Here is a 24,417-nt window from a genome sequence, read left to right as displayed (position 1 = left end):
GCGAGCGGGCTGCCCCGACAAAAACGCCGGGAGCGTTTTTGAACAACGCCTGCGTTGGCCCCGCAGGGGCGAGGCCCATGGATGGGCCGAGTAACGGCGAGCGAAGCGAGTCAATCCCCCCTCACCGCCATATTTTAAGAAGAGCTCGTACGCATGTACGGGCTTTTTTTTCGCTTGTGGCACCGCAGACATCCCCGGGGTCGGCAGCAATGCCTCCCCCGGCTACCAGACCGTACCCGCCAGGTAGCCCGGCTAAGCGCAGCGCCGCCGGGAGGATGCCCAAAAACAACAAAGCCCGGGCTAGCCCGGGCCTTGCTCACAGTATGACGATTAATAATAGGCTTTCAGCGTCCGCTGGCAGAGAGCCGAGCGCACGCAGTCATCGGTGGTGAAACGCACGATGCCGATCATCTCGTCTTCCTCAAAACGCGCCAGCGCATCACTCAGGCCAGATCTCACACCAGAGGGCAAATCGCACTGGGTGATATCGCCATTGACGATGACCGTCACGTTCTCCCCGAGGCGGGTTAAAAACATCTTCATTTGCGCTGCGGTCACGTTCTGGGCCTCGTCCAGAATCACCACCGCATTTTCAAAGGTACGTCCGCGCATATAGGCGAACGGCGCGATTTCCACCTTGCCGATTTCCGGACGCAGGCAGTACTGCATAAAGGAAGCCCCCAACCTTTTCACCAGCACGTCGTAAACCGGTCGGAAATAGGGCGCGAACTTCTCGGCGATATCTCCCGGTAAGAAGCCAAGATCTTCATCGGCCTGCAGAACGGGACGGGTAACAATAATTCTGTCCACATCCTTATGGATCAGTGCTTCAGCTGCCTTCGCCGCACTGATCCAGGTCTTGCCGCATCCGGCTTCGCCGGTGGCGAAAATCAGCTGTTTATTGTCGATGGCATTCAGATAATGCGCCTGAGCTTCATTGCGCGCCTCAATTGGGGAAGTATCACGGCTGTCCCGCGCCATGCCAATTGCTTCTACGCCACTCATTTGCACAAGCGATGTGACCGATTCTTCTTCACGCTGTTTATGGCTACGTGAATCCCGTCTCAGCACACGTTTTGCTTCACGACGAGCTTTGATCACTGCTTTTTGTCTTCCCATGGATAGCACCTTGCGTTGTAGGTTTACATCACACGCGTCAACATCGACGCGACTATGCGCACGAACGATTGAGGTTTGGCTTCCTTGTAAGCCATTGCTTGCCGGTAGAACTGACAACGAGTCGCGGCTACGCGCACCGCGTACCCTGCCAAGGTGGTAATAATTCGAAGCGGAAGGAGAAAGGGTAAGAAAATCGCTGCCGGAAGCGGGGCTTCCGTGCTGAAGAGTACGGTCTGTGGTTTTACGTTGTCCGGTACGGGACCTTACCATTCGCGATCTCCATAGTGAAACGTCACACTGCCGGGAACTACCGCGTATGTAATAAGTACATCAAAAAAGATTCTTAATGCAACTTATTTTTCACAATGACGCAACAAATAGTTCTTAAGCAAGTGTAGGAGACTATCGGTCATTTGTATTACAGAAATATAACACATGGCAGGAAATATAATAAAAAAGAGAAAAACAGCAGAAAACGCCCTGCCCTCACGGACAGGGTCGGTATCAGGCCTGCAGCAGCGACTCTCCCAGATAGTGTTTTTCATCCACTACGCCGGGTAAAACAAAGAAGTAGCCCCCGCCGATGGGTTTGACGTACTCCTCCAGCGCCTCGCCGTTAAGCCGTTTCTGCACCGTCAGAAAACCCTTTTCCAGATCGTGCTGATAGCAAACGAATAACAGCCCCATATCCAGTTGTCCGGCGTTAGTGACGCCCAGCGAATAGCTGTAGCCGCGGCGCATCATCAGGCTGGACTGGGTTTCCGGCGTGCGAGGATTGGCCAGACGAATATGGCTATCCAGCGCAATGACTTCGCCGCCAGGATCTTTACTGTAATCCGGGGTATCGTGTTCGTTTTTCATCCCCAGCGGCGCACCGCTGTGCTTGTCGCGGCCAAAGATCGTCTGCTGCTCATTGAGCGGCGTCCGATCCCAGAACTCCACGTGAAACTGGATAATTCGCGCCGCCTGATAGCTGCCGCCCACGGTCCAGGCCGGCTCGTCCTGATCGGCTGTCACCCACACGACTTTATCCATCAGCGCGCTGTCGTGGCTCGGCGGGTTAGCGGTGCCGTCCTTGAATCCCAGCAGGTTGATCGGGGTCTCTTTGCCTTTACTGCGCGCCGCGCTGTCGGAGATAAACCCTTCCCGCTTCCAGCGCACGCTCAGCAGATCCGGCGTATGTTTGATGACATCGCGCAGGGCGTGGATCACCGTATCCTGAGTATTGGCGCAGATCTGCAGCAGCAGGTCGCCATGACACAGGGCGGCATCCAGTGAATCGTTGGGGAAGCGGGTCATCGGCTGCAGTTTTTTCGGCGCTTTATCCGCCAGGCCAAAATGCTCATCAAACAGTGAATGGCCAACCGAGACGGTCATGGTCAGGTTATCCGGTGCAATCCACGCCCCTAAGATGCCGGAATCCATCGGCGGCAGCCGGGGATTCGGCGTATCCGGCGCCGGGCCGCCCTGGGTTAAAAAGGCGATACGCTGGGTCAGCAGCCGAAACAGACGCTCGAGGTCGGCTTTATCTGACGCCAGCACATCGAACGCCACCAGCATCATCGAAGCCTGCTGCGGCGTTAGGATGCCCGCCTGATGCGGGCCGTAGAAGGGCTGTTTTTCCTGACGGGCGTCGGGTGTGAGCGTCCCGGGGGAACTTTCTGCTTTTGCCGCATGCGCCACCGGGCAGCCGCCGGTGATGGCCAGCGCGCCGCCAAGCGCGCCGATCCCTTTCAGTAAGCGACGACGTGACGGCTCGTTCACGTCGTGTGGTTTCTGTTGTGCCATCGACTTAGTCCAGACCCAGGATCCCGCGCAGCTGAGCCAGATCTTCCGCCAGGGTGGTGATCGGCCCTTTCAGCGCATTACGGTCAGCGGTGGTCAGCTTATCGTAGGTCTCGAAACCGTCTTTGGTGCGATATTTGCTGAGGATGCTGTCCACTTTCTTAAAGTTGGCGTCCACTTTCGCCAGCAGCGCGCTGTTCTCTTTTTGCAGCTGCGGACGCAGCAGGTCGACGATTTTCTGTGCGCCGTCAATGTTGGCCTGGAAGTCCCACAGGTCGGTGTGGCTGTAACGATCTTCTTCGCCGCTGATCTTGCTGGCTGCGACTTCCTCAATTAATCCTGCCGCCCCGCCCACCACTTTTGACGGCGGGAACGCCAGCTCGCTGATGCGTTTTTGCAGCTCCAGCACATCGCTGTTCAGCTGATCGGCATATTTTTCCATGCCCTTGACGCTGTTATCGCCAAACAGCGCCTTTTCCAGACGGTGGAAACCGGTGAATTTCGGATCTTCCGCTTTTTTCTCGAAGTCGTCTTCGCGGGCGTCGATGCTGCCGTCAAGGTCAGAGAACAGCTCGGCAATCGGCTCAATGCGCTCGTAATGCTGGCGCGTCGGGGCGTACAGCGCTTTCGCTTTTTCGATGTCGCCCGCTTTCACCGCGTCGGTAAAGGCTTTGGTGCCGCTGACCAGCTGCGCGGTTTCCGCCGTCACATAGGCCTTATAAGCGGTGATCGCGTCGCCGAGGCTCAACACCGCATCCGCTTTCGCCGCGTCTTTGGTTGCTTCGCCGGTGACAATCAGTTTCCCTTTCGGGTTGGTGAGCAGGCCGCAGGTCATATCATATTCGCCTGGCTGCAGGTTAGCGGTGAGCTTTTGGGTAAAGCCCGGCGCGATGTTCTCACGCTCTTCCACCACCATGACCCCTTTCAGAATTTCCCACTCCAGCGCTTTCTGGCTATGGTTCTGAATAATAAACTGGGTTTTACCCGCTTTAACGGTCACCTGCATCGGCTCGCACTGCTTGTCGTTGACGGTGACTTTGACCTGCGGGATATCCGCAGCCTGAGCACCCAATGCAGAGCTGAGCAGCGCGGCCACGGTCGCCCGCAGCGCATTACGGCGAAAATGAATCATCATGATCATCCCTTTCGGTAAGTAGAGTGTCGCTTATAAGCTCGCAGCGCCCGGTCAGGCAGCCCGCGAGGCAGTGGTATTATTCCGCGGCGGCAGGGCAAACAGCACCAGCGCCGGGATCAGATAAAGCAGATAGACCGCCACTTCGCTAACGCTCGGGGTCTCCTGGTAGCCGAAGATCCCTTCAAGCAGTGTGCCGAACAGCGTATGCGTCGACAGCACGTTGCTCAGATCGAAGGCCGTATCCTGGAACAGGTTCCACAGGCCAGCCTCGTGGAAGGCGCGGATCGCCCCCGCGGCCAGGCCAGCGGCCACCAGCAAAATAAACAGGCTGGTCCATTTGAAGAACACGCCGAGGTTAAGGCGGATACCGCCCCAGTAGAGCAGGAAGCCCAGCACGATTGCCGTGGCCAGGCCCAGCAGCGCCCCCAGCGGCGGCCAGATGCCGACATCCTGCTGGAATGCCGCCAGCAGAAAGAAGACCGACTCCAGCCCCTCACGGGCAACGGCGAAAAAGACCATCATCACCAGCGCCCAGCCATGGTGATTACCGCGCTGCAGCGCCTTGTCCACGGCCTGCTCCAGTTGCTGTTTAACGTTGCGCGAGACATTGCGCATCCAGAAGACCATCCACGTCAGGATCACCACCGCGATGACCGCGACGATCCCCTCGAACAACTCCTGTTCGCGCTGAGGAAATTCCCCGGTGGTTTCGTTGATAAAAATGCCTAAGCCAAGACACAGCGCCGCCGCGAGGATCACGCCAATCCACATCACGCCAATCCAGTTGCCGCGCTGGGTGCGTTTCAGATAGCTGGCGATCAGGCTGACAATCAGCGCCGCCTCAAGGCCTTCGCGTAACATAATGAGAAATGGGACAAACATGCCAATACCCTTAAATGTAAAGCACCGTCAACGAATGCAAAAACAGGTAATATTTATGATAGTGATTATCATTACAATACTCAGAAACACAAGCGAAATGTTTAGAGAATGATGACTATCTGTAAATAAATCGCTGGCAAATAATGACTTACGAAAATATTCGCCTGTTATGAGGGAAAAGAATAAGCAAAGGATTTTTTACGCCAGATATTTACCCGTGGCGGCGGCTATGGCTAAATGGCGGCCTTATTGACCTGCGAAAAGAACAACATGACTGCATTTTTTCATTTCCTGCTGGCGCTGGTGGTGATCCTCGCCCTGGCCTGGCTTGTCAGCTACGACAGACAAAAAATTCGTATTCGTTACATTCTCCAGTTGATTATTATCGAAATAGCGCTCGCCTTCTTTTTCCTGCACGCAGAAAGCGGCCTGTGGCTGGTGAAAAATATCTCCGGCTTTTTTGCTTCACTGTTAGGCTTTGCCGCTGAAGGGACCAATTTCGTCTTTGGCGGCATGAGCGAAAAAGGGTTAGCCTTTATTTTTCTTGGCGTCCTGTGTCCGATTGTGTTTATTTCCGCGCTGATTGGTATTCTTCAGCACTGGCGGATCCTGCCGATTTTCATTCGTGTCATCGGCACCCTGCTGTCGAAGGTAAACGGCATGGGTAAGCTGGAATCTTTCAACGCCGTCAGCTCGCTGATCCTCGGCCAGTCGGAGAACTTCATCGCCTACAAGGGCGTACTGGGCGACCTCTCCTCACGGCGTCTGTTCACCATGGCGGCGACGGCCATGTCGACCGTATCGCTGTCGATTGTCGGCGCCTATATGACCATGCTGGATGCCAAATATGTCGTCGCGGCGCTGATCCTGAATATGTTCAGTACCTTTATCGTGCTGTCGGTGATTAACCCGACGCGGCCGGACAGCGAGCAGGAAATAAAACTCGAGAAGCTGCATGAATCGCAGAGTTTCTTTGAAATGCTCGGGGAATATATTCTGGCCGGCTTTAAAGTGGCGATGATTATTCTGGCGATGCTGATCGGCTTTATCGCCCTGATCAGCGCCATTAACGCGCTGTTCGCTACCCTGTTTGGTCTCAGCTTCCAGCAGATCCTCGGCTACGTCTTTTATCCGCTGGCCTGGCTTATCGGCATCCCGCTGAGCGATGCGCTGAACGCCGGCAGCATCATGGCCACCAAACTGGTCGCTAACGAATTTGTGGCGATGATTGAGCTGCAAAAGATTGCCGCCAGCATGACGCCGCGCGGGCTCGGCATTCTCTCGGTCTTCCTGGTGTCGTTTGCCAACTTTGCCTCGATCGGCATTATCGCCGGGGCGATCAAAGGCCTGAATGAACCGCAGGGCAATATCGTCTCCCGCTTCGGCCTGCGGCTGGTGTATAGCGCCACGCTGGTGAGCCTGCTTTCCGCCAGCTTCGCCGGGCTGGTGCTGTAAGACAAACGGCGGGGCTGCCCCCGCCGTTTACTCAGAACTGCACGCAGACCGGCTGGTCGACACGCATCACCGACTCCTGCGCGAAGCGTGATTTATAGCCCTGGCGCAGGGCTTCAATACCGGCCTCGCTCTGCGCATCGTTGCCATGGATCACCATCAGCGCTTTACTCTGCTCCCGCACCACCTGACCATTCTGGCCAAGCCACTGGCCGCGGGCATCAAACACCGTCAGCCCATCGCGAAAGCGCGGCGTGACGTCGCGGTCGACAAACTGTTGCCACTCTTCAGCAGTGATGTCTTTCCCCGCCGGGCGGCTCAGGCCGAAATAAAGCGTGGTTTGCACCATGGACCGATCCGCCGGGCAGGCGCCGGGCTTCGGCGCGCGGGTCGACGAACTTCCACCCGCCACGCAGCCGCTGAGTAACCCTGCCAGCACCAGCGCCATTGCACCCTGTCTGAACGTCATCTTTGCTATCCTCATTGTTATTAGTCAGGAAATATCAGCGGATTTTCAAATAATTAGCAAGGGTTATAATATTCCGGCCCGGCAACAGACAAAAAAAAGCCCGCCAACGGCGGGCTCGTGAGCGTCAGATGACCTTACTCAGCCGTGGCGCGTACCGGCGGCGGCGTATGATAATGGGCATCCGCTTCGGCGAAGCGCTGCTGCATGCTGGCCGACGGCGCTTTATCCAGCAGGCTAAAGACCACAATCCCCAGGCTACCGAAGATAAAGCCCGGAATAATTTCATACAGGCCCAGCCAGCCAAACTGCTTCCAGACGATCACGGTCAGGGCGCCAATCACCATCCCGGCCAGCGCGCCGTTACGGGTCATGCGCGACCACATCACCGAGAACAGCACCACCGGACCAAAGGCGGCGCCGAAGCCAGCCCAGGCGTAGCTCACCAGTCCCAGCACGCGGTTTTCCGGATTGGCCGCCAGGGCAATCGCCACCAGGGCAACCACCAGCACCATCATACGGCCCACCCACACCAGCTCTTTCTGGCCGGCGTTTTTACGCAGGAAGGCTTTATACAAATCTTCAGTGATTGCGCTGGAGCAGACCAGCAACTGACAGCTCAGGGTGGACATCACCGCCGCCAGAATCGCCGACAACAGGATCCCGGCAATCCACGGGTTAAACAGGATTTGCGCCAGTTCGATAAACACGCGCTCGGCGTTCTGGTTCACCGCGCCCGCCAGGCTCGGGTTGTTATTGAAGTAGGCGATACCAAAGAAGCCGACCGCCACCGCGCCCGCCAGGCACAGGATCATCCAGGTCATACTGATGCGACGAGCATGAACGATACTGTGGTGCGAATCCGCCGCCATAAAGCGCGCCAGAATATGCGGCTGACCGAAATAGCCCAGCCCCCAGCCCATCAGCGAAATAATCGCCACGAAGTTCAGCCCCTTGAGCATGTCGATATTTTCGATGCTCTTTTGCTTAATGACTTCCAGCGAATCCCCAAAGCCGCCGACGGAAATAATCACGATCACCGGGGTGAGGATCAGGGCAAAAATCATCAGGCTGGCCTGCACGGTGTCGGTCCAGCTGACGGCGAGGAAACCGCCGACGAAGGTATAGATAATCGTCGCCGCCGCCCCGGCCCACAGTGCGGTTTCATAACTCATGCCGAAGGTGCTTTCAAACAGACGCGCCCCCGCCACAATTCCCGAGGCGCAATAGATGGTAAAGAACAGCAGAATAACCAGCGCTGAAATAATTCTCAGCACCCGGCTTTTATCTTCAAAACGGCCGGTAAAATAATCGGGCAGCGTCAGGGCGTTATTATTCACCTCGGTATGCACGCGCAGGCGCCCGGCTACCAGCTTCCAGTTAATCCACGCCCCCAGCGTTAAGCCAATGGCAATCCAGCTTTCGGAAATCCCGGAGAGAAAAATGGCGCCCGGCAGGCCCATCAGCAGCCAGCCGCTCATATCCGAGGCACCGGCGGAAAGCGCGGTCACAAATGGCCCCAGACTCCGCCCCCCGAGAATATAATCATCAAAGTTTTTGGTCGAACGCCAGGCTATAAACCCTATTAAAACCATACCAAAAATATAAACAATAAATGTCACCAGCATCGGTGTGCTAATAGCCATGCAAAGTCTCCAGAATTTTTATCGACAGCATCCCGCTTCGTCGTTTTTTTCCACTACCGGAACGGGGTAATGGTGCGTTGTTTAATTGGGCGACCGTATCCTGACGGAAGCTTCGGTTTTTCACAAATGATTTAACACAGCATTTACACGAAAACCCGACAGCGCAAAACGTCATTTTTTTAGAGGTTGCACTCTCTCACGTTTTTAAAGGTTGCACCAAACAAAAGTGTTAACTCACGCATACAAATACCCTATGAGCACGGGGTTAAAATTCTGCTATTTTAGGCATTATTTTTAACAAATCCGCCATTTCACGGCTTGCGTCACAAGCCATAATTAACAAGGTTGCACAAAGTTGCAACATAGTGGATATTTCCATGCAACCGCATAAGCCTAACGATAAATGACAGGAGTTTTGAGCATGGGCACCACCACCATGGGTGTTAAGCTTGACGACGCAACTCGCGAGCGCATTAAGTCCGCCGCGAGCCGTATTGACCGCACGCCGCACTGGCTGATTAAACAGGCCATCTTCAATTATCTGGAAAAGCTGGAAAACGATGAGACGCTGCCTGAGCTGCCGGCGCTTCTGAACGGCGCCGCCAATGAAAGCGATGAAGCGGGTTCACCGGCGGAAGAGCCGTATCAACCGTTCCTCGAATTTGCCGAGCAGATCCTGCCGCAGTCGGTAAGCCGCGCAGCGATCACCGCCGCCTGGCGACGTCCGGAAACCGACGCGGTACCGATGCTGCTGGAACAGGCCCGACTGCCGCAGTCGCTGGGCGAACAGGCGCACAAGCTGGCGTATCAGCTGGCGGAAAAACTGCGCAACCAGAAGACCGCCAGCGGCCGCGCCGGCATGGTGCAGAGTCTTCTGCAGGAGTTCTCCCTCTCCTCACAGGAAGGGGTGGCGCTGATGTGCCTGGCGGAAGCCCTGCTGCGTATTCCGGATAAAGCCACCCGCGATGCGCTGATCCGCGACAAAATCAGCAACGGCAACTGGCAGTCGCACATCGGCCGCAGCCCGTCGTTGTTCGTCAACGCCGCCACCTGGGGGCTGCTGTTTACCGGGAAACTGGTGTCGACCCATAACGAGACCAGCCTCTCCCGCTCCCTGAACCGCATCATCGGTAAGAGCGGCGAACCGCTGATCCGCAAGGGCGTGGATATGGCGATGCGCCTGATGGGCGAGCAGTTCGTCACCGGCGAAACCATCGCCGAAGCGCTGGCTAACGCCCGTAAGCTGGAAGAAAAAGGGTTCCGCTACTCCTACGATATGCTCGGCGAAGCGGCGCTGACCGCTGCCGACGCTCAGGCCTATATGGTCTCTTATCAGCAGGCGATCCACGCCATCGGCAAAGCCTCCAACGGTCGCGGCATTTATGAAGGGCCGGGCATCTCCATTAAGCTCTCCGCGCTGCACCCGCGCTACAGCCGCGCGCAGTATGACCGGGTGATGGAAGAGCTTTACCCGCGTCTGAAATCGCTGACCCTGCTGGCGCGCCAGTACGATATCGGCATCAACATCGACGCCGAAGAGGCCGATCGCCTGGAGATCTCCCTCGATCTGCTGGAAAAACTGTGCTTCGAGCCAGAGCTGGCCGGCTGGAACGGCATCGGTTTTGTTATTCAGGCCTACCAGAAGCGCTGTCCGTTTGTTATTGATTACCTGATTGACCTCGCCACCCGCAGCCGCCGTCGCCTGATGATCCGTCTGGTGAAAGGCGCCTACTGGGATAGCGAAATCAAACGCGCGCAGATGGAAGGCCTCGAAGGCTATCCGGTCTATAACCGCAAGGTTTACACCGACGTCTCCTACCTCGCCTGCGCGAAGAAGCTACTGGCGGTGCCGAACCTGATTTACCCGCAGTTCGCTACCCACAACGCCCATACCCTGGCGGCTATCTACCAGCTGGCGGGCCAGAACTACTACCCGGGCCAGTATGAGTTCCAGTGCCTGCACGGCATGGGCGAACCGCTGTACGAGCAGGTGGTGGGCAAAGTCGCCGACGGCAAACTGAACCGGCCGTGCCGGATCTACGCCCCGGTGGGCACCCACGAAACGCTGCTGGCGTATCTGGTGCGCCGTCTGCTGGAAAACGGCGCCAATACCTCTTTCGTCAACCGTATCGCGGACAATACCCTGCCGCTGGACGAGCTGGTGGCCGACCCGGTCAGCGCAGTAGAAAAACTGGCGCAGCAGGAAGGCCAGGCCGGCCTGCCGCATCCGAAAATCCCACTGCCGCGCGATCTCTACGGTAGCGGCCGCAGCAACTCCGCCGGTCTCGATCTGGCGAACGAGCACCGTCTGGCCTCCCTCTCCTCTTCCCTGCTCAACAGCGCCCTGCATAAATGGCAGGCATTGCCGATGCTGGAGCAGCCGGTGGCCGAAGGCGAAATGCAGCCGGTGGTTAACCCGGCAGAGCCGAAAGATATCGTCGGCTACGTCCGCGAAGCCAGCGACGCCGAAGTGCAGCAGGCGCTGACCAGCGCTATCAACAATGCGCCGATCTGGTTCGCCACCCCGCCGCAGGAGCGCGCCGCCATTCTTGAGCGCGCCGCGGTGCTGATGGAAAGCCAGATGCCGACCCTGATGGGGATCCTGGTGCGCGAGGCGGGTAAAACCTTCAGCAACGCCATCGCCGAAGTACGCGAAGCCGTCGACTTCCTGCACTATTATGCCGGCCAGGTGCGCGACGATTTCGATAATGAAACCCACCGCCCGCTGGGCCCGGTGGTCTGTATCAGCCCGTGGAACTTCCCGCTGGCGATCTTCACCGGCCAGATTGCCGCCGCGCTGGCGGCCGGCAACAGCGTGCTGGCGAAACCAGCCGAGCAGACGCCGCTTATCGCCGCCCAGGGCGTGGCGATTCTGCTGGAGGCCGGCGTGCCGCCGGGCGTTATTCAACTGCTGCCGGGCCGCGGAGAGACCGTGGGCGCCGCGCTAACCTCCGATGAGCGCGTACGCGGCGTGATGTTCACCGGCTCCACCGAAGTGGCGACGCTGCTGCAGCGCAATATTGCCAGCCGCCTCGACCCCCAGGGTCGCCCGACGCCGCTGATCGCCGAAACCGGCGGGATGAACGCGATGATCGTCGACTCGTCGGCGCTGACCGAGCAGGTGGTGATCGACGTCCTGGCCTCTGCGTTCGACAGCGCCGGCCAGCGCTGCTCCGCCCTGCGCGTCCTCTGCCTGCAGGAGGAAGTCGCCGACCATACCTTGACCATGCTGCGCGGCGCCATGAGCGAGTGCCGGATGGGTAACCCGGGTCGGCTGACCACCGATATCGGCCCGGTTATCGACACGGAAGCGAAAGAGAATATTGAACGCCATATTCAGACGATGCGCGCCAAAGGCCGCACCGTCTACCAGGCTGTGCGCGAGAATAGCGAAGACGCCCGCGAATGGCGCCACGGAACCTTCGTGCCGCCGACGCTTATCGAACTCGACAGCTTCGACGAGCTGAAAAAAGAGGTCTTCGGCCCGGTGCTGCACGTGGTGCGCTATAACCGTAACGAGCTGGACAAACTGGTGGAGCAGATTAACGCCTCTGGCTACGGCCTGACGCTCGGCGTGCATACCCGCATCGACGAGACCATCGCCCAGGTCACCGGCAGCGCGAAGGTGGGCAACCTGTACGTCAACCGCAATATGGTTGGCGCGGTGGTCGGCGTGCAGCCGTTCGGCGGCGAAGGGTTGTCCGGTACCGGTCCGAAAGCCGGCGGCCCGCTGTACCTGTATCGTCTGCTCTCCAGTCGCCCGCAGGACGCGGTTGGCGTGACCTTCGCCCGCCAGGATGCGGAGCGCCCGCTGGACGCCCAGCTGAAAACGCTGCTGGAAAAACCGCTGCAGGCGCTGCAGCAGTGGGCGGCGGGCCGTCCTGAGCTGCAGGCGCTGTGCCAGCAGTACAGCGAGCAGGCGCAAAGCGGCACCCAACGCCTGCTGCCGGGGCCAACCGGCGAGCGCAATACCCTGACGCTGATGCCGCGCGACCGTGTGCTGTGCGTGGCGGATAACGAACAGGATGCGCTGATCCAGCTGGCGGCTGTGCTGGCGGTGGGTTGTGAAGTACTGTGGCCGGACAGCGCCCTGCAGCGCGATCTGGCGAAGAAGCTGCCTCGGGAGGTCAGCGAGCGCATTCGCTTTGCCAAAGCGGAGCAGTTACCTGGCCAGGCCTTCGACGCGGTTATCTACCACGGCGATTCCGACCAGCTGCGCGAGCTGTGCGAGCAGGTGGCGGCGCGCGACGGGGCGATAGTCTCCGTGCAGGGCTTCGCCCGCGGCGAAACCAACCTGCTGCTGGAGCGGCTGTATATCGAGCGCTCGCTGAGCGTTAACACCGCCGCGGCAGGCGGTAACGCCAGCCTGATGACCATCGGCTAAAACAGGCTCCCCCGGTGGCGCTGCGCTTACCGGGGCTACATAACACCGCCAAAGAGTAGCCCGGATAAGGCGCTATGCGCCGTCCTCCGCGAAATCGGCGCTGTGATCAGCTAATGACAGCCGACGTCAGCTGTGTTTAATTAAGGCTCCCGGACGGGAGCCTTTTTTATGGGAGCAGAACAATGAAACGCACGTTATTTGCCGTGATGGCCCTGCTGGCCAGCGGCGCGGCGCTGGCGGACGAGTGCAGCAACGCCAATACCCAAACCGAAATGAATCAGTGCGCGGCCGCGCAGTATCAGGCGGCCGACAAAAAACTGAATGACACCTGGCAGCAGGCCCTGCAGCGGGCGGTGGGTAAACAACAAACATTACTGAAGCAGGCGCAGCAGGCATGGATCGCCCTGCGCGACGCCGATTGCGCCTTTCTCGCGTCCGGCGCCGAAGGCGGCAGCATGCAGCCGATGCTGGTAAGCCAGTGCATGACCGATAAGAGCGTGGAGCGGGAGTCTTTCCTCGCCTCGCTGCTGCAGTGCGAGGATGGCGATCAAAGCTGCCCGCTGCCGCCGGCCAATTAACGGACGCGAATGCCTTCGATAATCATCCGCTGGACATTATCGACCGTTTGTTCAAAAAAGGCCGCGTCCTGCAGCGTGGCGCCGGTGACCGCCTCCACCTGGGTGGCAAAGTCGGCGTAATGCTGGGTGGTGGCCCAGATCATAAAGATTAAATGCTGCGGATCGACCGGCGCCAGCTTGCCGCGGTCGATCCAGCCGGAGACAATCGCCGATTTCTCATCGACCAGCGCTTTCAGGTCCCCGGTCAGTTCGCCCATCAGCAGCGGCGCCCCCTGCAGCATCTCGAGGCAGAACAGCTTCGAGGCCTGGGGGTGATCGCGGGACACCTCCAGCTTCAGGCGAATATATTCGCGGATCGCCACCAGCGGGCTGATATCCTCGCGAAACGCCTTCAGCGGCGCCAGCCAGATGGCGAGGATCTGCTGCAGGACAGCCACATACAGCGCCTCTTTCGAAGGGTAGTAATAGAGCAGATTGGTTTTCGATACCCCGGCGCGCTCAGCCACCTGCTCCAGTCGCGTACCGTGAATACCAAATTGCGAAAATGCCTCCAGCGCGGCGGCCAGGATGGCCTCCTTTTTGGCGCTGACCGCTTGTGAACGTTTGCCGCTTTTCTTCACCGCGCCCTGTGCCATACATCCTCTCCTTCAGTTGACGCCACCAGCATAGCAAAAGCCCCGCGCCGACACGACCCCATGCACCCTGATTGCGCATGACTGCCGTTTTTTCGTGCACTGATTTTGACCATCCAGTCCACTTTTTTATCGTCCTTTTTAGCAACTCAAAAGTAACACATTAATAACATTAGCATTTATAAAACTGGCATTGCCTTTGCTTTACCTTTTCTGCGAGGTGGTCCAGGGAGAGGCAGGATGCCGCACCATCGCAACCCATCTTCCATGACTGCAGAGAGGTAGGTATGAAAATTGGTGTTTTCGTTCCCATTGGCAACAACGGCTGGCTGATCTCCACCCATGCCCCGCAGTATATGCCGACCTTCGAACTGAATAAGGCTATCGTGCAGAAGGCCGAGCACTACCATTTCGACTTCGCGCTCTCCATGATCAAGCTGCGCGGCTTCGGCGGGAAAACCGAGTTCTGGGATCACAACCTGGAGTCCTTCACCCTGATGGCCGGCCTGGCGGCGGTGACCTCGAAGATCCAGATCTACGCCACCGCCGCCACCCTGACGCTGCCGCCGGCGATTGTCGCCCGAATGGCCTCCACTATCGACTCCATCTCCGGCGGCCGGTTTGGCGTCAATCTGGTGACCGGCTGGCAAAAACCGGAATATGACCAGATGGGCATGTGGCCGGGAGATGACTATTTCGCCAGCCGCTATGACTATCTCACCGAATACGTCCAGGTGCTCCGTGACCTGTGGGGCACCGGGCGCAGCGATTTCAAAGGTGATTACTTCACCATGAACGACTGCCGGGTCAGCCCGCGCCCTTCGCAGCCGATGAAGGTGATCTGCGCCGGGCAGAGCGATGCCGGTATGGCCTTCTCCGCCCAGCACGCGGACTACAACTTCTGCTTTGGCAAAGGAGTCAACACGCCAACGGCCTTTGCCCCAACCGCCGCACGCATGATGCAGGCGGCGGAAAAAACCGGCCGCGACGTGGGGTCCTATGTGCTGTTTATGGTGATCGCCGACGAAACCGACGAGGCGGCGCGCGCCAAATGGGAACATTACAAAGCGGGCGCCGATGAAGAAGCGCTGGCGTGGCTCACCGAGCAGAGTCAGAAAGACACCCGCTCCGGCAGCGATACCAACGTGCGCCAGATGGCCGACCCCACCTCGGCGGTCAACATTAACATGGGCACCCTTGTCGGATCGTATGCCAGCGTCGCGCGGATGCTCGATGAAGTGGCGAGCGTGCCCGGCACCGACGGCGTGCTGCTGACCTTTGATGATTTTCTTGCCGGCATCGACGCCTTTGGCGAACGCATTCAGCCGCTGATGCACTGCCGGGACCACATTGCTCCTGTTACCCGTGAGGTGGCCTGATGATTACCCTTCCCGCTCGCCCGGAATCCCTGACCTTCGCGCCGCAGCAGAGCGCGCTGATTGTGGTCGATATGCAGAATGCCTACGCCAGTCAGGGCGGTTATCTGGATCTCGCCGGCTTTGACGTCTCCGCCACCCGGCCGGTTATCGACAATATTAATACCGCCGTCGCCGCCGCCCGCGCCGCAGGCATGCTGATTATCTGGTTCCAGAATGGCTGGGATGACCAGTATGTTGAAGCTGGCGGCCCGGGCTCGCCGAACTATCACAAATCCAACGCGCTGAAAACGATGCGTCAGCGTCCGGAGCTGCAGGGCAAGCTGCTGGCGAAAGGCGGCTGGGATTATCAGCTGGTGGACGAGCTGACGCCGCAGGAAGGCGATATCGTGTTGCCGAAACCGCGTTATAGCGGCTTCTTTAACACCCCGCTCGACAGCATTTTACGCTGCCGCGGTATACGCCACCTGGTGTTCACCGGGATCGCCACCAACGTCTGCGTCGAATCGACGCTGCGCGATGGCTTCTTTCTCGAATACTTCGGCATCGTGCTGGAGGATGCCACCCATCAGGCCGGCCCGGCCTTCGCCCAGCAGGCGGCGCTGTTCAATATTGAAACCTTTTTCGGCTGGGTCAGCGACGTCGAGAGCTTCTGCCACGCGCTGTCCCCCGCCACCCCGCTGTCTTTAGCCAAGGAGAAACGTTATGCCTAAACAGGTGATTATTCCGCCAGGCACCACCACGCCGATTGCCCCCTTTGTTCCGGGAACGCTCGCCGACGGGGTGGTCTACGTCTCGGGCACCCTGCCGTTTGATAAGCAAAACAATGTGGTGCACATCGGCGACCCAAAGGCGCAAACCCGCCACGTGCTGGAGACCATCAAGAGCGTTATCGAAACGGCGGGCGGGAGTATGGCGGATGTGACTTTCAACAGCATCTTTATCACCGACTGGACAAATTACGCCGCGATTAACGAGGTCTACGCCGAGTTCTTCCCCGGCGATAAACCGGCCCGCTTCTGCATTCAGTGCGGACTGGTGAAGCCTGATGCGCTGGTGGAAATCGCCAGCGTCGCCCATATCGGCGCCCCGACATGATGAGGCTCAATATTGCTCCAGCCCCATGGCCCGGCGCGCCAGTGGTGGTCCTCAGCGCCGGTCTGGGCGGCGGCGGCGGCTACTGGCTGGCGCAGCGCGCGGCGCTGGAGGCACAGTATCAGCTGGTGAGTTATGACCATAACGGGACCGGGGAAAACGCCGGCCCGCTGCCCGCCGACTACAGCATGGCGACGATGGCCCAGGAGCTGCTCAGCGCCCTGCAGGCGGCGGGGATCACCCGCTTTGCGCTGGTGGGCCACGCCCTGGGGGCGCTGATTGGCCTGCAGCTGGCGCTCGATCGCCCCGAGGCGGTGAGCGCCCTGGTGCTGGTCAACGGCTGGCTGACGCTGTCGCCGCACACCCGCCGCTGCTTCCTGGTGCGCGAGCGTCTGCTGCATGCCGGCGGCGCGCAGGCGTGGGTTGAAGCGCAACCACTGTTTCTCTACCCGGCGGAATGGATGGCCGCGCGCCTGCCGCGCCTCGAAGCGGAAGATGCGCTTGCCATCAGCCATTTTCAGGGCAAAGAGAATCTGCTGAAGCGGCTGCAGGCCCTGAAGCAGGCTGATTTTTCACGCCGTGCTGCGGCCATCGCCTGCCCGACGCTGATTGTCAGCGCCGCTGACGACCTGCTGGTCCCGGCCTCATGCTCCCGCGTGCTGCAGGCGGCGATCCCCGGCAGCCAGCGTGTGGAGATGCCGTGGGGCGGCCATGCATGTAACGTCACCGACGCCGATACCTTTAATACCATTTTATGCGACGGGCTGGCCGCTATGCTGCCGGTCGCCAGGGAGATCTAATGAACGATGCGATAAACCACACGGCCTGCGAGACGCTGTTTACCCAGGCCCGGACCCACAACGGCTGGCTGGATAAGCCGGTGAGCGACGCGCAACTGCAGGCCATCTGGGACCTGATGAAAATGGGGCCCACCTCCGCCAACTGTTCGCCAGCGCGCATCGTGTTCGTCCGCAGCGCGGAAGGCAAAGAGAAGCTCCGCCCAACGCTCTCCAGCGGCAATCTGCAGAAAACCATGCAGGCGCCGGTGACCGCCATCGTGGCATGGGATAGCGCCTTCTACGACCGGCTGCCGACCCTGTTTCCCCACGGTGACGCCCGCAGCTGGTTTACCTCCAGCCCGCAGCTGGCGGAAGAGACCGCGTTTCGCAACAGCTCGCTGCAGGCGGCGTACCTGATTTTCGCCTGCCGCGCGCTGGGCCTCGACACCGGGCCGATGTCCGGTTTTGACCGGGAAAAAGTCGACGCGGCGTTTTTTGCCGACAACGGCTGGAAAAGCAACCTGCTGGTGAACATCGGCTATGGCGACCCCGGCAAGCTGTATGGTCGCCTGCCGCGTCTGTCCTTTGATGAAGCCTGCCTGCTGGCATAAGGAGTTGGCGATGGAGTTAGCGGACAAAGCGAGTTTTCGTGACGCCATGGCCCACGTCGGCGCCGCGGTTAACATTATTACCACCGATGGCCCGGCGGGCCGGGCGGGGTTCACCGCCAGCGCGGTCTGCAGCGTCACCGATACGCCGCCGACCCTGCTGGTCTGCCTGAACCGCTCAGCCTCGGTGTGGCCGGTGTTCAGCGAACACCACACGCTGTGCGTCAATACCCTGGCGGCGGGACAGGAGGCCCTGTCGACGCTGTTTGGCGGTAAAACGGCAATGGACGAGCGTTTTGCCGCCGCCGACTGGCAGACCGGCGCCACCGGCTGTCCGCGGCTGGAGGCGGCGCTGGTCAGCTTTGACTGCCGCATCGACCAGCGCGTCAGCGTCGGGACGCACGACATTCTGTTTTGTCACGTCGTGGCCATTACCCGTCACCCGGAGCCCCGGGGACTGATGTGGTTTGACCGCGGTTATCACACGCTTATGCGACCCGCTTGTTAACCTTTAACCCGGGATATCATCATGGCACTCTTCGATTTTCCTCGCTGGAAGTTGACCTCCCCCGCCGCTGAGTCCGGCGTTGTCGCCCCCGATGAACGCTTGTCGGCCGGGCAAACGCTGGTGATGGGCGTGCAGCACGCCGTTGCGATGTTCGGTGCGACGGTGCTGATGCCGTTGTTGATGGGGCTCGACCCCAACCTGTCGATTCTGATGTCGGGCGTCGGCACTCTGCTGTTCTTTGTCGTCACCGGCGGACGGGTGCCGAGCTATCTCGGCTCCAGCGCCGCTTTTGTCGGGGTGGTGATCGCCATTACCGGCTTTAACGGCCAGGGGCTGAACCCTCATCTGAGCGTCGCCCTTGGCGGGATCATCGCCTGCGGGCTGGTTTACACCCTGATTGGTCTGGTGGTGATGAAGATCGGCACCCGCTGGATCGAGCGCCTGATGCCGCCGGTGGTGACCGGCGCGGTGGTGATGGCAATCGGCCTGAACCTGGCGCCGATTGCCGTGCGCAGCGTCTCCGCCAGCGCCTTCGACAGCTGGATGGCGGTGTTGACCGTGCTCTGCATCGGCATAGTCGCGGTATTTACCCGCGGGATGCTGCAGCGTCTGCTGATCCTGGTCGGCCTGATCGTCGCCTGCGCACTGTACGCCCTGCTGGCTAACGGCTTTGGCCTTGGCAAGCCGCTGGACTTCTCCCCCCTCGCCCAGGCGGCGTGGTTCGGGCTGCCGCACTTTACCACCCCATCCTTTAACGGTCAGGCGATGATGTTGATTGCGCCGGTCGCGGTGATCCTGGTGGCCGAGAACCTCGGGCACCTGAAGGCCGTCGCCGGGATGACCGGGCGCAATATGGACCCGTACATGGGGCGCGCCTTCGTCGGCGACGGGCTGGCGACCATGCTCTCCGGCTCGGTGGGCGGCAGCGGGGTCACGACCTATGCGGAGAACATTGGCGTCATGGCGGTGACCAAGGTTTATTCGACGCTGGTCTTTGTCGCCGCGGCGCTGATCGCGATGCTGCTCGGCTTCTCGCCGAAGTTTGGCGCATTAATCCACACCATTCCCGGGCCGGTGATCGGCGGCGCCTCGATCGTGGTCTTTGGCCTGATCGCGGTCGCCGGGGCGCGGATCTGGGTGCAAAACCGCGTCGACCTCAGCCAGAACAGCAATTTGATCATGGTGTCGGTGACCCTGGTGCTGGGCGCCGGCGATTTCGCGCTGTCGCTGGGCGGCTTTACGCTGGGCGGAATTGGTACGGCCACCTTCGGGGCGATCCTGCTGCACGCGCTGCTTCATCGCGGGACGCGCGAGGCGAAGGAGGCCAGGGTAACGCCGGTGTAAGCCACATTAGCGCGGTGTTGGCGCGTGGGCCTGGGTGGTGTGAGCCTGTAGGCCGGATAAGGCATTTATGCCGCCATCCGGCACCGCCGCAGGTACGGAGCCTGACCGCCCGGCGGCGCTGCGCTGACGCGGGCCGACTGACCGTCAGGGCTGGATAATTTGATACGGTTATCGGTTTGCAACGGTTTCGCCCCGGCAAAACGGTTGTTCTGTGTTATTTCCGGGCAGATGGCGCTCCCGATAGGTCTTCTGCGTTATGCCTCTCCTGGCGCAGGGAGCGCACAGGGGGCGGCCAGTCGCCGCCGCCCCCTGTACCCCCGGGCTCCGGCCAGCAAAATCGCCACTGCGTGGTACCTTCGACTTATCCCTGCAGGCTTCGGGTCGGGCCGAGGCAGCGTCCGTGCAAAACACGGCCCTCAGCCCGCATCCATGCGGGCTGCCCCGGCCTTCCGGGAACGTCTCAGCGATTTTGAGGCCGCCAACAACGGCAGTTTCAGCAGCCCCTACGCCAGCGGTGAGTTGGGGTTGTAGGCCGGGTAAGGCGCAGCCGCCACCCGGCATAAAAGCGACGCCGTGCCTGATGTCATCGCCCGGCAGCGCTGCGCTGGCGCGGGCCTGGAGACAATCAGAGCCGGACGAGTAGGCCAGCCAGGATAAGCGCCGCTGTAGGATCAGAAGCGTAAAATTATGGCTCGCGGCGATCGGCCAGGTCCGTGAGCGGCTGCGCATCGTCGTTTGTGGAAACCTGCGGCGGCGACTTGCGCTTCCACTTCAGCTCGCTCACCAGCACCCCCGCGAGGATCAAGACGCAGCCGAGCAGAGCCAGCAGCGGCAGACGCTCACCGGCCAGCCGGCCAAAAATACCGGCCCATACCGGTTCACCAGTATAGATAAGGGTGGCCCGCGTCGGCGAGACGCTGCGTTGCGCCCAGTTCATGGTCACCTGAATGATCGCGCTGAAAATCCCCAGCCCCAGCGCGACGCCGAGCAGGGCCGGCGTCAACGGCGGAACCGCCTCACCCGCCGGCTTCATGGCGGCGAAAGCCACCAGCGACGCGGTCGCCAGCTGCACGACCGTCACCCGGCGGACATCGACTTTCCCGGCCCAGGCGCTGATAAGGATAATCTCCGCCGCGATCGCCAGCGCGCTCGCCAGAGTAATCATCTCCCCCACGCCAAGCGCCAGCAGATTATTTTCCGGCCCGGCCAGCAGGATCAAACCGATAAACGCCAGCACAATCCCCACGCAGGACATCACCCCCGGCATACGGCCCAGGCACAGCCACTGCAGCAGCGGTACCAGCGGCACATACATCGCCGTGATAAAGGCAGATTTACTGCTGGAGATCGACTGCAGTCCCCAGGTCTGCAGGCCATACCCCAGCGCAATCGCCACGCCAATCGCCACCCCCGCCTTCACCTCCAGCCACGTCAGCCCCTGCAGGGTGCGCAGTGAGAGCAGGCCCACCGCCAGCGCGGCGGTCGCGAAACGCAGACCGACAAAAAACAGCGGCCCGCTGAGGCTCACCGCATACTGCACGGCAAGGAACGTCCCTCCCCAGAACATGGTGATCATGATGAGAAGAGCTTCCTGGCGGGTAATGGAGAATTTTAACGAAGACATAAGACAGCCATGACGATTAACGGGCGACCAGTGTGCAATCCGCCCGGCGGGAGCGCAACCACCGACAGATAAAAAAACCGCCGGCAGATGCCGGCGGCGAGGGCGATGCGGTTGGGTCGGGGAGATTAACACCGCATCAAAGAGAACAGTGCGAGTCGCGCGTTAACTTTCACGACTACCGTGACTGTTTTTACCCCCTTTTTTGCCAGCCTCTGAGGCGCGCTGAGGGTCATTTTTAAAATTCCCCCCGCTATGCTGGCCACCTTTACGTCCTGCTTCTGATGCTCTTTCACGGTCTTCAGCAAAGTTGCCAGAACCGCCACGATGGTTTGCCATTACTGACCTCCATTAGGTTAGACATCATAGTGCATTACGCGGGAGCGGCGACGCCGCTGTCTTACCGCGTATCTATAAGGTTAGTGAATGACTGCCGCTGACGGCGGCAAATGAAATATCCAGAAACAAACCCGGGCGAAAAAAGCCCCCTCGCGGCGCGTACGGGTTCTAACCTGCTCTGCTGGCGGAGAAAAAATAGTCGGCAAAAATGTATCCTGATGCTACACCCTTGCCACACCGGCCAAAATAGCAGGCACAACGCTTCCTCCTTCTCTCCCTTTCAGGCCGCGCGGTGCAAGGAAAAGTAAATAATGCTTTGTCATTTTGTTATAAATCAAATAAATGCCCGTTGGATTTGCACTCTCCGGCGGAGGCTTTATCTTTAAAGGTAACCAGCCATTTGGCTGGCTTATAACGCAACCGAGGAGTGATGGAAATGGCTAAAATTCTGGTGCTTTATTATTCCATGTATGGACACATTGAAACCATGGCTCACGCCGTCGCCGATGGGGCAAACCGGGTGGATGGCGTTGAGGTGGTTGTGAAGCGCGTGCCGGAAACCATGCAGGCTGAAGCATTTGCCAAAGCAGGCGGGAAAACGCAAAACGCGCCCGTCGCCACGCCGCAGGAGCTGGCAGAGTATGACGCCATCATCTTTGGTACCCCAACTCGTTTCGGCAACATGTCCGGTCAGATGCGCACCTTCCTCGATCAAACCGGCGGTCTGTGGGCGTCCGGCGCCCTGTACGGCAAGATCGCCAGCGTATTCAGCTCAACCGGCACCGGCGGCGGACAGGAACAAACCATTACCTCGACCTGGACGACGCTGGCCCACCACGGCATGATCATCGTCCCGATCGGCTACGGCGCCCAGGAGCTGTTTGATATTTCCCAGGTCCGCGGCGGTACCCCTTATGGCGCGACCACCATCGCCGGCGGAGACGGCTCGCGTCAGCCGAGCGAGGAAGAGTTAGCCATCGCCCGCTATCAGGGCGAACATGTCGCCAAACTGGCCGTTAAAGTCCACGGCTAATCTTCTGCAGGAGGAGTAACATGCCAACTCAAGAAGCAAAAGCACATCGCGTCGGCGAATGGGCAAGTTTACGTAACACCTCGCCGGAGATCGCCGAGGCGATTTTCGAAGTCGCCCACTACGATGAAAAACTGGCGGAGCAAATCTGGGAGGAAGGCAGCGACGAAGTGCTGGCGCTGGCCTTTGCCAAAACCGATAAAGATGCGCTGTTCTGGGGTGAACAGACGATTGAGCGTAAAAACGTCTAGAACGTTTATTTCCGCCAGGTCTCGCCCTAACCTGCTAAAAAACCCGGATTGCTCCGGGTTTTTTACATTATTTCGCCGCCTCGTTGATCACCTTTTTAAAGGTCTCCAGCGGACAGAATCCCTGATCGTCAACCGGGCAGCCGTTAAGCGCCAGGGTGACCCGCTGCGGCGGGGCCTGCAGGGTTAACGCGTCGGCGTTACGCAGCTGTTCAGTACTTTGATAGACATACTCAATCTTCATCAGATCGCGATTACCGGCGCTGTCATGCCAGCGCTGAAACAGCAGTTTGCCGCCAATGGGCGTGCGCTCGTACTGGCCAGGTAGTTGATAAGGCTTAAAGTCCAGGGCCGTCAGCAGCGAGGCGATGTTCGAGTCGTGCCCCACCAGCAGCGTGACTTTCGCCTTGTTGGCCTCCTCGCCCACCAGCGCGTTATCGATATATTTAACCAACGGTTTGGCGACGTTTTGTGCCACCGCTACCGAGGTAAACAGACTATCCTGGTAGCCGTTTTTCAGCTTCGACAGCACCTGCCATTGCTTATCGCTGGTGATTTCCCCCCACGCCACCTGGTCTTTCGGGAAGCCTTCATAATATTGCAGGGTGAAGGCGTCCACCAGCGAGTTGCCCACCTTCAGCGGGCCGGAAACCCCCGGCTCCTGTTGATAACCGGCGCTAAAGGTATCCTTACCCTCGCTCAGCGAGCAGACCTGCTTCTCTTTGCAGGAGGGCGAGTTGCGGTAATCGATCATCGTCTCCAGCAGCTTATAGCTCTCGGTCAGTTGCATCCCTTGACGCTCTTTTTCCATCGCCTGCAGCGCTTTCTCGCGAAACGCCGGAGAGTCGTCGGTAATAACCGGGTTGAAGGTCGGGTCCATGGTGCCCATCTGCGGCTGGTGATGCACTGCAATGCCGCAGCCAGGGAACGCGCCGGTGATAAAGAACTGCGCGGTGGCGACGGTACGCTGCAGGCTGTTGGCATAGGCGTAAACCGCGTTTTCCGGTGGGCACTCGCCGCTGGTCACCAGCTTCTGCTGCGCCAGCCATTCGCGCATATAGTGGCCCATATACACCTCCAGCACGCCGCCTTTGGTGGTCAGCTGGCCGCCCGGCACATCCCACTGCGGCCAGGCCTTGGCGGTGGACTGCTCGAGCACGCTGCCGTTATTGGCCAGCGGCGCACGCAGGTTGTGACGGCTCATGATCAGCACCTGCTGCAGCTGATACCCCTCCGGGGCGGCCGAGTCCTGCGCCTGAGCGCCAGCGGATAACATCACCGCGCCGGCAACGGCGGCGGCAAGTAGACGTTTTTTCATCCCTTCATCCTTAGTCATTTATTATCATCGCGTTAATTGTGACGGATTTATGACATTTTTCCTGGTAATCGC

23 protein-coding genes are annotated in these 24,417 nt (G+C 59.5%); 13 read left to right on the top strand and 10 right to left on the bottom strand.

The features are described from left to right. Nucleotides 1-330 precede the first annotated feature (330 nt). The 4 genes from phoH to efeU all read right to left on the bottom strand — a co-directional run bounded on the left by phoH (nucleotide 331) and on the right by efeU (nucleotide 4,921). Entirely contained in the window at nucleotides 331-1,119 is a 789-nt protein-coding gene (phoH, locus tag A1WC_RS16815) for a phosphate starvation-inducible protein PhoH (RefSeq protein WP_002898923.1), read from the bottom strand. 504 nt (nucleotides 1,120-1,623) lie between these two features. Then, a complete protein-coding gene (efeB, locus tag A1WC_RS16820) occupies nucleotides 1,624-2,907 on the bottom strand; it encodes an iron uptake transporter deferrochelatase/peroxidase subunit (protein ID WP_016160606.1) in 1,284 nt (427 codons plus the stop codon). 4 nt (nucleotides 2,908-2,911) lie between these two features. Beyond that, entirely contained in the window at nucleotides 2,912-4,039 is a 1,128-nt protein-coding gene (gene efeO, locus A1WC_RS16825; RefSeq protein WP_008805949.1) for an iron uptake system protein EfeO, read from the bottom strand. A gap of 51 nt (nucleotides 4,040-4,090) precedes the next feature. Then, nucleotides 4,091-4,921, bottom strand: a complete 831-nt coding sequence (efeU, locus tag A1WC_RS16830) for an iron uptake transporter permease EfeU (RefSeq protein ID WP_008805948.1) — start codon at nucleotides 4,919-4,921, stop codon at nucleotides 4,091-4,093. 270 nt (nucleotides 4,922-5,191) lie between these two features. Here efeU and A1WC_RS16835 point away from each other — a divergent pair, with 270 nt between their 5' ends. After that, nucleotides 5,192-6,376 (top strand): NupC/NupG family nucleoside CNT transporter, encoded by a 1,185-nt coding sequence (locus A1WC_RS16835; protein WP_032691350.1) that lies wholly within the window; start codon nucleotides 5,192-5,194, stop codon nucleotides 6,374-6,376. Between the two features lie 31 nt (nucleotides 6,377-6,407). Here A1WC_RS16835 and A1WC_RS16840 read toward each other — a convergent pair whose 3' ends face one another. Beyond that, nucleotides 6,408-6,842 carry a DUF3574 domain-containing protein gene (locus A1WC_RS16840; RefSeq protein ID WP_008805946.1) on the bottom strand — a complete coding sequence of 145 codons (435 nt, stop codon included), beginning with the start codon at nucleotides 6,840-6,842 and terminating at the stop codon, nucleotides 6,408-6,410. 134 nt (nucleotides 6,843-6,976) lie between these two features. Next, a complete protein-coding gene (gene putP / locus A1WC_RS16845; RefSeq protein ID WP_008805945.1) occupies nucleotides 6,977-8,485 on the bottom strand; it encodes a sodium/proline symporter PutP in 1,509 nt (502 codons plus the stop codon). A 421-nt stretch (nucleotides 8,486-8,906) separates the two neighbouring features. Here putP and putA point away from each other — a divergent pair, with 421 nt between their 5' ends. Both putA and A1WC_RS16855 read left to right on the top strand, forming a co-directional pair. After that, nucleotides 8,907-12,869, top strand: coding sequence for a trifunctional transcriptional regulator/proline dehydrogenase/L-glutamate gamma-semialdehyde dehydrogenase (putA, locus tag A1WC_RS16850; protein ID WP_016160604.1), 3,963 nt, complete (start codon nucleotides 8,907-8,909; stop codon nucleotides 12,867-12,869). A 182-nt stretch (nucleotides 12,870-13,051) separates the two neighbouring features. After that, the gene (locus A1WC_RS16855; protein ID WP_008805943.1) at nucleotides 13,052-13,447 is read left to right on the top strand and encodes a lysozyme inhibitor LprI family protein; all 396 of its coding nucleotides are present in this window, start codon (nucleotides 13,052-13,054) and stop codon (nucleotides 13,445-13,447) included. Here A1WC_RS16855 and rutR read toward each other — a convergent pair. Further along, entirely contained in the window at nucleotides 13,444-14,082 is a 639-nt protein-coding gene (rutR, locus tag A1WC_RS16860) for an HTH-type transcriptional regulator RutR (protein WP_002898883.1), read from the bottom strand. The two genes, A1WC_RS16855 and rutR, sit on opposite strands and share 4 nt — an antisense overlap. A gap of 284 nt (nucleotides 14,083-14,366) precedes the next feature. Here rutR and rutA point away from each other — a divergent pair, with 284 nt between their 5' ends. Genes rutA through rutG form a run of 7 tightly spaced genes read left to right on the top strand, consistent with a single transcriptional unit; the run spans nucleotide 14,367 to nucleotide 19,789 of the window. After that, complete coding sequence (rutA, locus tag A1WC_RS16865; RefSeq protein WP_016160603.1) at nucleotides 14,367-15,458, top strand: pyrimidine utilization protein A; 1,092 nt, start codon at nucleotides 14,367-14,369, stop codon at nucleotides 15,456-15,458. Further along, complete coding sequence (gene rutB / locus A1WC_RS16870; protein WP_016160602.1) at nucleotides 15,458-16,168, top strand: pyrimidine utilization protein B; 711 nt, start codon at nucleotides 15,458-15,460, stop codon at nucleotides 16,166-16,168. Before rutA ends, rutB begins: the two co-directional genes overlap by 1 nt. Further along, a complete protein-coding gene (rutC, locus tag A1WC_RS16875) occupies nucleotides 16,161-16,553 on the top strand; it encodes a pyrimidine utilization protein C (RefSeq protein ID WP_012542267.1) in 393 nt (130 codons plus the stop codon). Before rutB ends, rutC begins: the two co-directional genes overlap by 8 nt. After that, the gene (gene rutD, locus A1WC_RS16880) at nucleotides 16,550-17,350 is read left to right on the top strand and encodes a pyrimidine utilization protein D (RefSeq protein ID WP_012968590.1); all 801 of its coding nucleotides are present in this window, start codon (nucleotides 16,550-16,552) and stop codon (nucleotides 17,348-17,350) included. The genes rutC and rutD overlap by 4 nt, the downstream gene beginning before the upstream one ends. Beyond that, nucleotides 17,350-17,940 carry a malonic semialdehyde reductase gene (locus A1WC_RS16885; protein ID WP_008805939.1) on the top strand — a complete coding sequence of 197 codons (591 nt, stop codon included), beginning with the start codon at nucleotides 17,350-17,352 and terminating at the stop codon, nucleotides 17,938-17,940. The genes rutD and A1WC_RS16885 overlap by 1 nt, the downstream gene beginning before the upstream one ends. Before the next feature lie 10 nt (nucleotides 17,941-17,950). After that, nucleotides 17,951-18,445, top strand: coding sequence for an NADH-dependent FMN reductase RutF (gene rutF / locus A1WC_RS16890; protein WP_012968592.1), 495 nt, complete (start codon nucleotides 17,951-17,953; stop codon nucleotides 18,443-18,445). Between the two features lie 21 nt (nucleotides 18,446-18,466). Further along, a complete protein-coding gene (gene rutG / locus A1WC_RS16895; RefSeq protein WP_008805937.1) occupies nucleotides 18,467-19,789 on the top strand; it encodes a pyrimidine utilization transport protein G in 1,323 nt (440 codons plus the stop codon). A gap of 685 nt (nucleotides 19,790-20,474) precedes the next feature. Here the strand turns inward: rutG and A1WC_RS16900 are convergent. Both A1WC_RS16900 and A1WC_RS0124950 read right to left on the bottom strand, forming a co-directional pair. Then, nucleotides 20,475-21,413 (bottom strand): DMT family transporter, encoded by a 939-nt coding sequence (locus A1WC_RS16900; RefSeq protein WP_032691149.1) that lies wholly within the window; start codon nucleotides 21,411-21,413, stop codon nucleotides 20,475-20,477. 162 nt (nucleotides 21,414-21,575) lie between these two features. After that, entirely contained in the window at nucleotides 21,576-21,749 is a 174-nt protein-coding gene (locus A1WC_RS0124950; protein ID WP_002898708.1) for a general stress protein, read from the bottom strand. Nucleotides 21,750-21,866: 117 nt separating this feature from the next. Here A1WC_RS0124950 and A1WC_RS27850 point away from each other — a divergent pair, with 117 nt between their 5' ends. The 3 genes from A1WC_RS27850 (at nucleotide 21,867) to A1WC_RS16910 (ending at nucleotide 23,030) form a co-directional block, all read left to right on the top strand. Beyond that, nucleotides 21,867-21,968, top strand: coding sequence for a hypothetical protein (locus tag A1WC_RS27850; protein WP_224224868.1), 102 nt, complete (start codon nucleotides 21,867-21,869; stop codon nucleotides 21,966-21,968). 217 nt (nucleotides 21,969-22,185) lie between these two features. Then, a complete protein-coding gene (wrbA, locus tag A1WC_RS16905) occupies nucleotides 22,186-22,782 on the top strand; it encodes an NAD(P)H:quinone oxidoreductase (RefSeq protein WP_008805935.1) in 597 nt (198 codons plus the stop codon). A gap of 20 nt (nucleotides 22,783-22,802) precedes the next feature. Then, on the top strand, nucleotides 22,803-23,030 hold the full coding sequence (locus A1WC_RS16910) for a YccJ family protein (RefSeq protein ID WP_008805934.1): 228 nt from the start codon (nucleotides 22,803-22,805) through the stop codon (nucleotides 23,028-23,030). 67 nt (nucleotides 23,031-23,097) lie between these two features. On the opposite strand, the gene agp is transcribed toward A1WC_RS16910, so the two are convergent. Beyond that, complete coding sequence (gene agp, locus A1WC_RS16915; protein ID WP_016160599.1) at nucleotides 23,098-24,345, bottom strand: bifunctional glucose-1-phosphatase/inositol phosphatase; 1,248 nt, start codon at nucleotides 24,343-24,345, stop codon at nucleotides 23,098-23,100. Nucleotides 24,346-24,417: the final 72 nt, after the last annotated feature.

The sequence above is a fragment of the Klebsiella sp. KTE92 genome (genome assembly GCF_000398905.1).
Taxonomy (GTDB): domain Bacteria; phylum Pseudomonadota; class Gammaproteobacteria; order Enterobacterales; family Enterobacteriaceae; genus Klebsiella; species Klebsiella variicola.
This window is presented reverse-complemented; position numbering and strand designations above follow the sequence as displayed.

What these genes read in the sequence shown, in the direction of transcription:
- phoH (WP_002898923.1), bottom strand. Translation starts at nt 1,119, where the DNA reads ATGGGAAGACAAAAAGCAGTGATCAAAGCTCGTCGTGAAGCAAAACGT.
- efeB (WP_016160606.1), bottom strand. Translation starts at nt 2,907, where the DNA reads ATGGCACAACAGAAACCACACGACGTGAACGAGCCGTCACGTCGTCGC.
- efeO (WP_008805949.1), bottom strand. Translation starts at nt 4,039, where the DNA reads ATGATGATTCATTTTCGCCGTAATGCGCTGCGGGCGACCGTGGCCGCG.
- efeU (WP_008805948.1), bottom strand. Translation starts at nt 4,921, where the DNA reads ATGTTTGTCCCATTTCTCATTATGTTACGCGAAGGCCTTGAGGCGGCG.
- A1WC_RS16835 (WP_032691350.1), top strand. Translation starts at nt 5,192, where the DNA reads ATGACTGCATTTTTTCATTTCCTGCTGGCGCTGGTGGTGATCCTCGCC.
- A1WC_RS16840 (WP_008805946.1), bottom strand. Translation starts at nt 6,842, where the DNA reads ATGACGTTCAGACAGGGTGCAATGGCGCTGGTGCTGGCAGGGTTACTC.
- putP (WP_008805945.1), bottom strand. Translation starts at nt 8,485, where the DNA reads ATGGCTATTAGCACACCGATGCTGGTGACATTTATTGTTTATATTTTT.
- putA (WP_016160604.1), top strand. Translation starts at nt 8,907, where the DNA reads ATGGGCACCACCACCATGGGTGTTAAGCTTGACGACGCAACTCGCGAG.
- A1WC_RS16855 (WP_008805943.1), top strand. Translation starts at nt 13,052, where the DNA reads ATGAAACGCACGTTATTTGCCGTGATGGCCCTGCTGGCCAGCGGCGCG.
- rutR (WP_002898883.1), bottom strand. Translation starts at nt 14,082, where the DNA reads ATGGCACAGGGCGCGGTGAAGAAAAGCGGCAAACGTTCACAAGCGGTC.
- rutA (WP_016160603.1), top strand. Translation starts at nt 14,367, where the DNA reads ATGAAAATTGGTGTTTTCGTTCCCATTGGCAACAACGGCTGGCTGATC.
- rutB (WP_016160602.1), top strand. Translation starts at nt 15,458, where the DNA reads ATGATTACCCTTCCCGCTCGCCCGGAATCCCTGACCTTCGCGCCGCAG.
- rutC (WP_012542267.1), top strand. Translation starts at nt 16,161, where the DNA reads ATGCCTAAACAGGTGATTATTCCGCCAGGCACCACCACGCCGATTGCC.
- rutD (WP_012968590.1), top strand. Translation starts at nt 16,550, where the DNA reads ATGATGAGGCTCAATATTGCTCCAGCCCCATGGCCCGGCGCGCCAGTG.
- A1WC_RS16885 (WP_008805939.1), top strand. Translation starts at nt 17,350, where the DNA reads ATGAACGATGCGATAAACCACACGGCCTGCGAGACGCTGTTTACCCAG.
- rutF (WP_012968592.1), top strand. Translation starts at nt 17,951, where the DNA reads ATGGAGTTAGCGGACAAAGCGAGTTTTCGTGACGCCATGGCCCACGTC.
- rutG (WP_008805937.1), top strand. Translation starts at nt 18,467, where the DNA reads ATGGCACTCTTCGATTTTCCTCGCTGGAAGTTGACCTCCCCCGCCGCT.
- A1WC_RS16900 (WP_032691149.1), bottom strand. Translation starts at nt 21,413, where the DNA reads ATGTCTTCGTTAAAATTCTCCATTACCCGCCAGGAAGCTCTTCTCATC.
- A1WC_RS0124950 (WP_002898708.1), bottom strand. Translation starts at nt 21,749, where the DNA reads ATGGCAAACCATCGTGGCGGTTCTGGCAACTTTGCTGAAGACCGTGAA.
- wrbA (WP_008805935.1), top strand. Translation starts at nt 22,186, where the DNA reads ATGGCTAAAATTCTGGTGCTTTATTATTCCATGTATGGACACATTGAA.
- A1WC_RS16910 (WP_008805934.1), top strand. Translation starts at nt 22,803, where the DNA reads ATGCCAACTCAAGAAGCAAAAGCACATCGCGTCGGCGAATGGGCAAGT.
- agp (WP_016160599.1), bottom strand. Translation starts at nt 24,345, where the DNA reads ATGAAAAAACGTCTACTTGCCGCCGCCGTTGCCGGCGCGGTGATGTTA.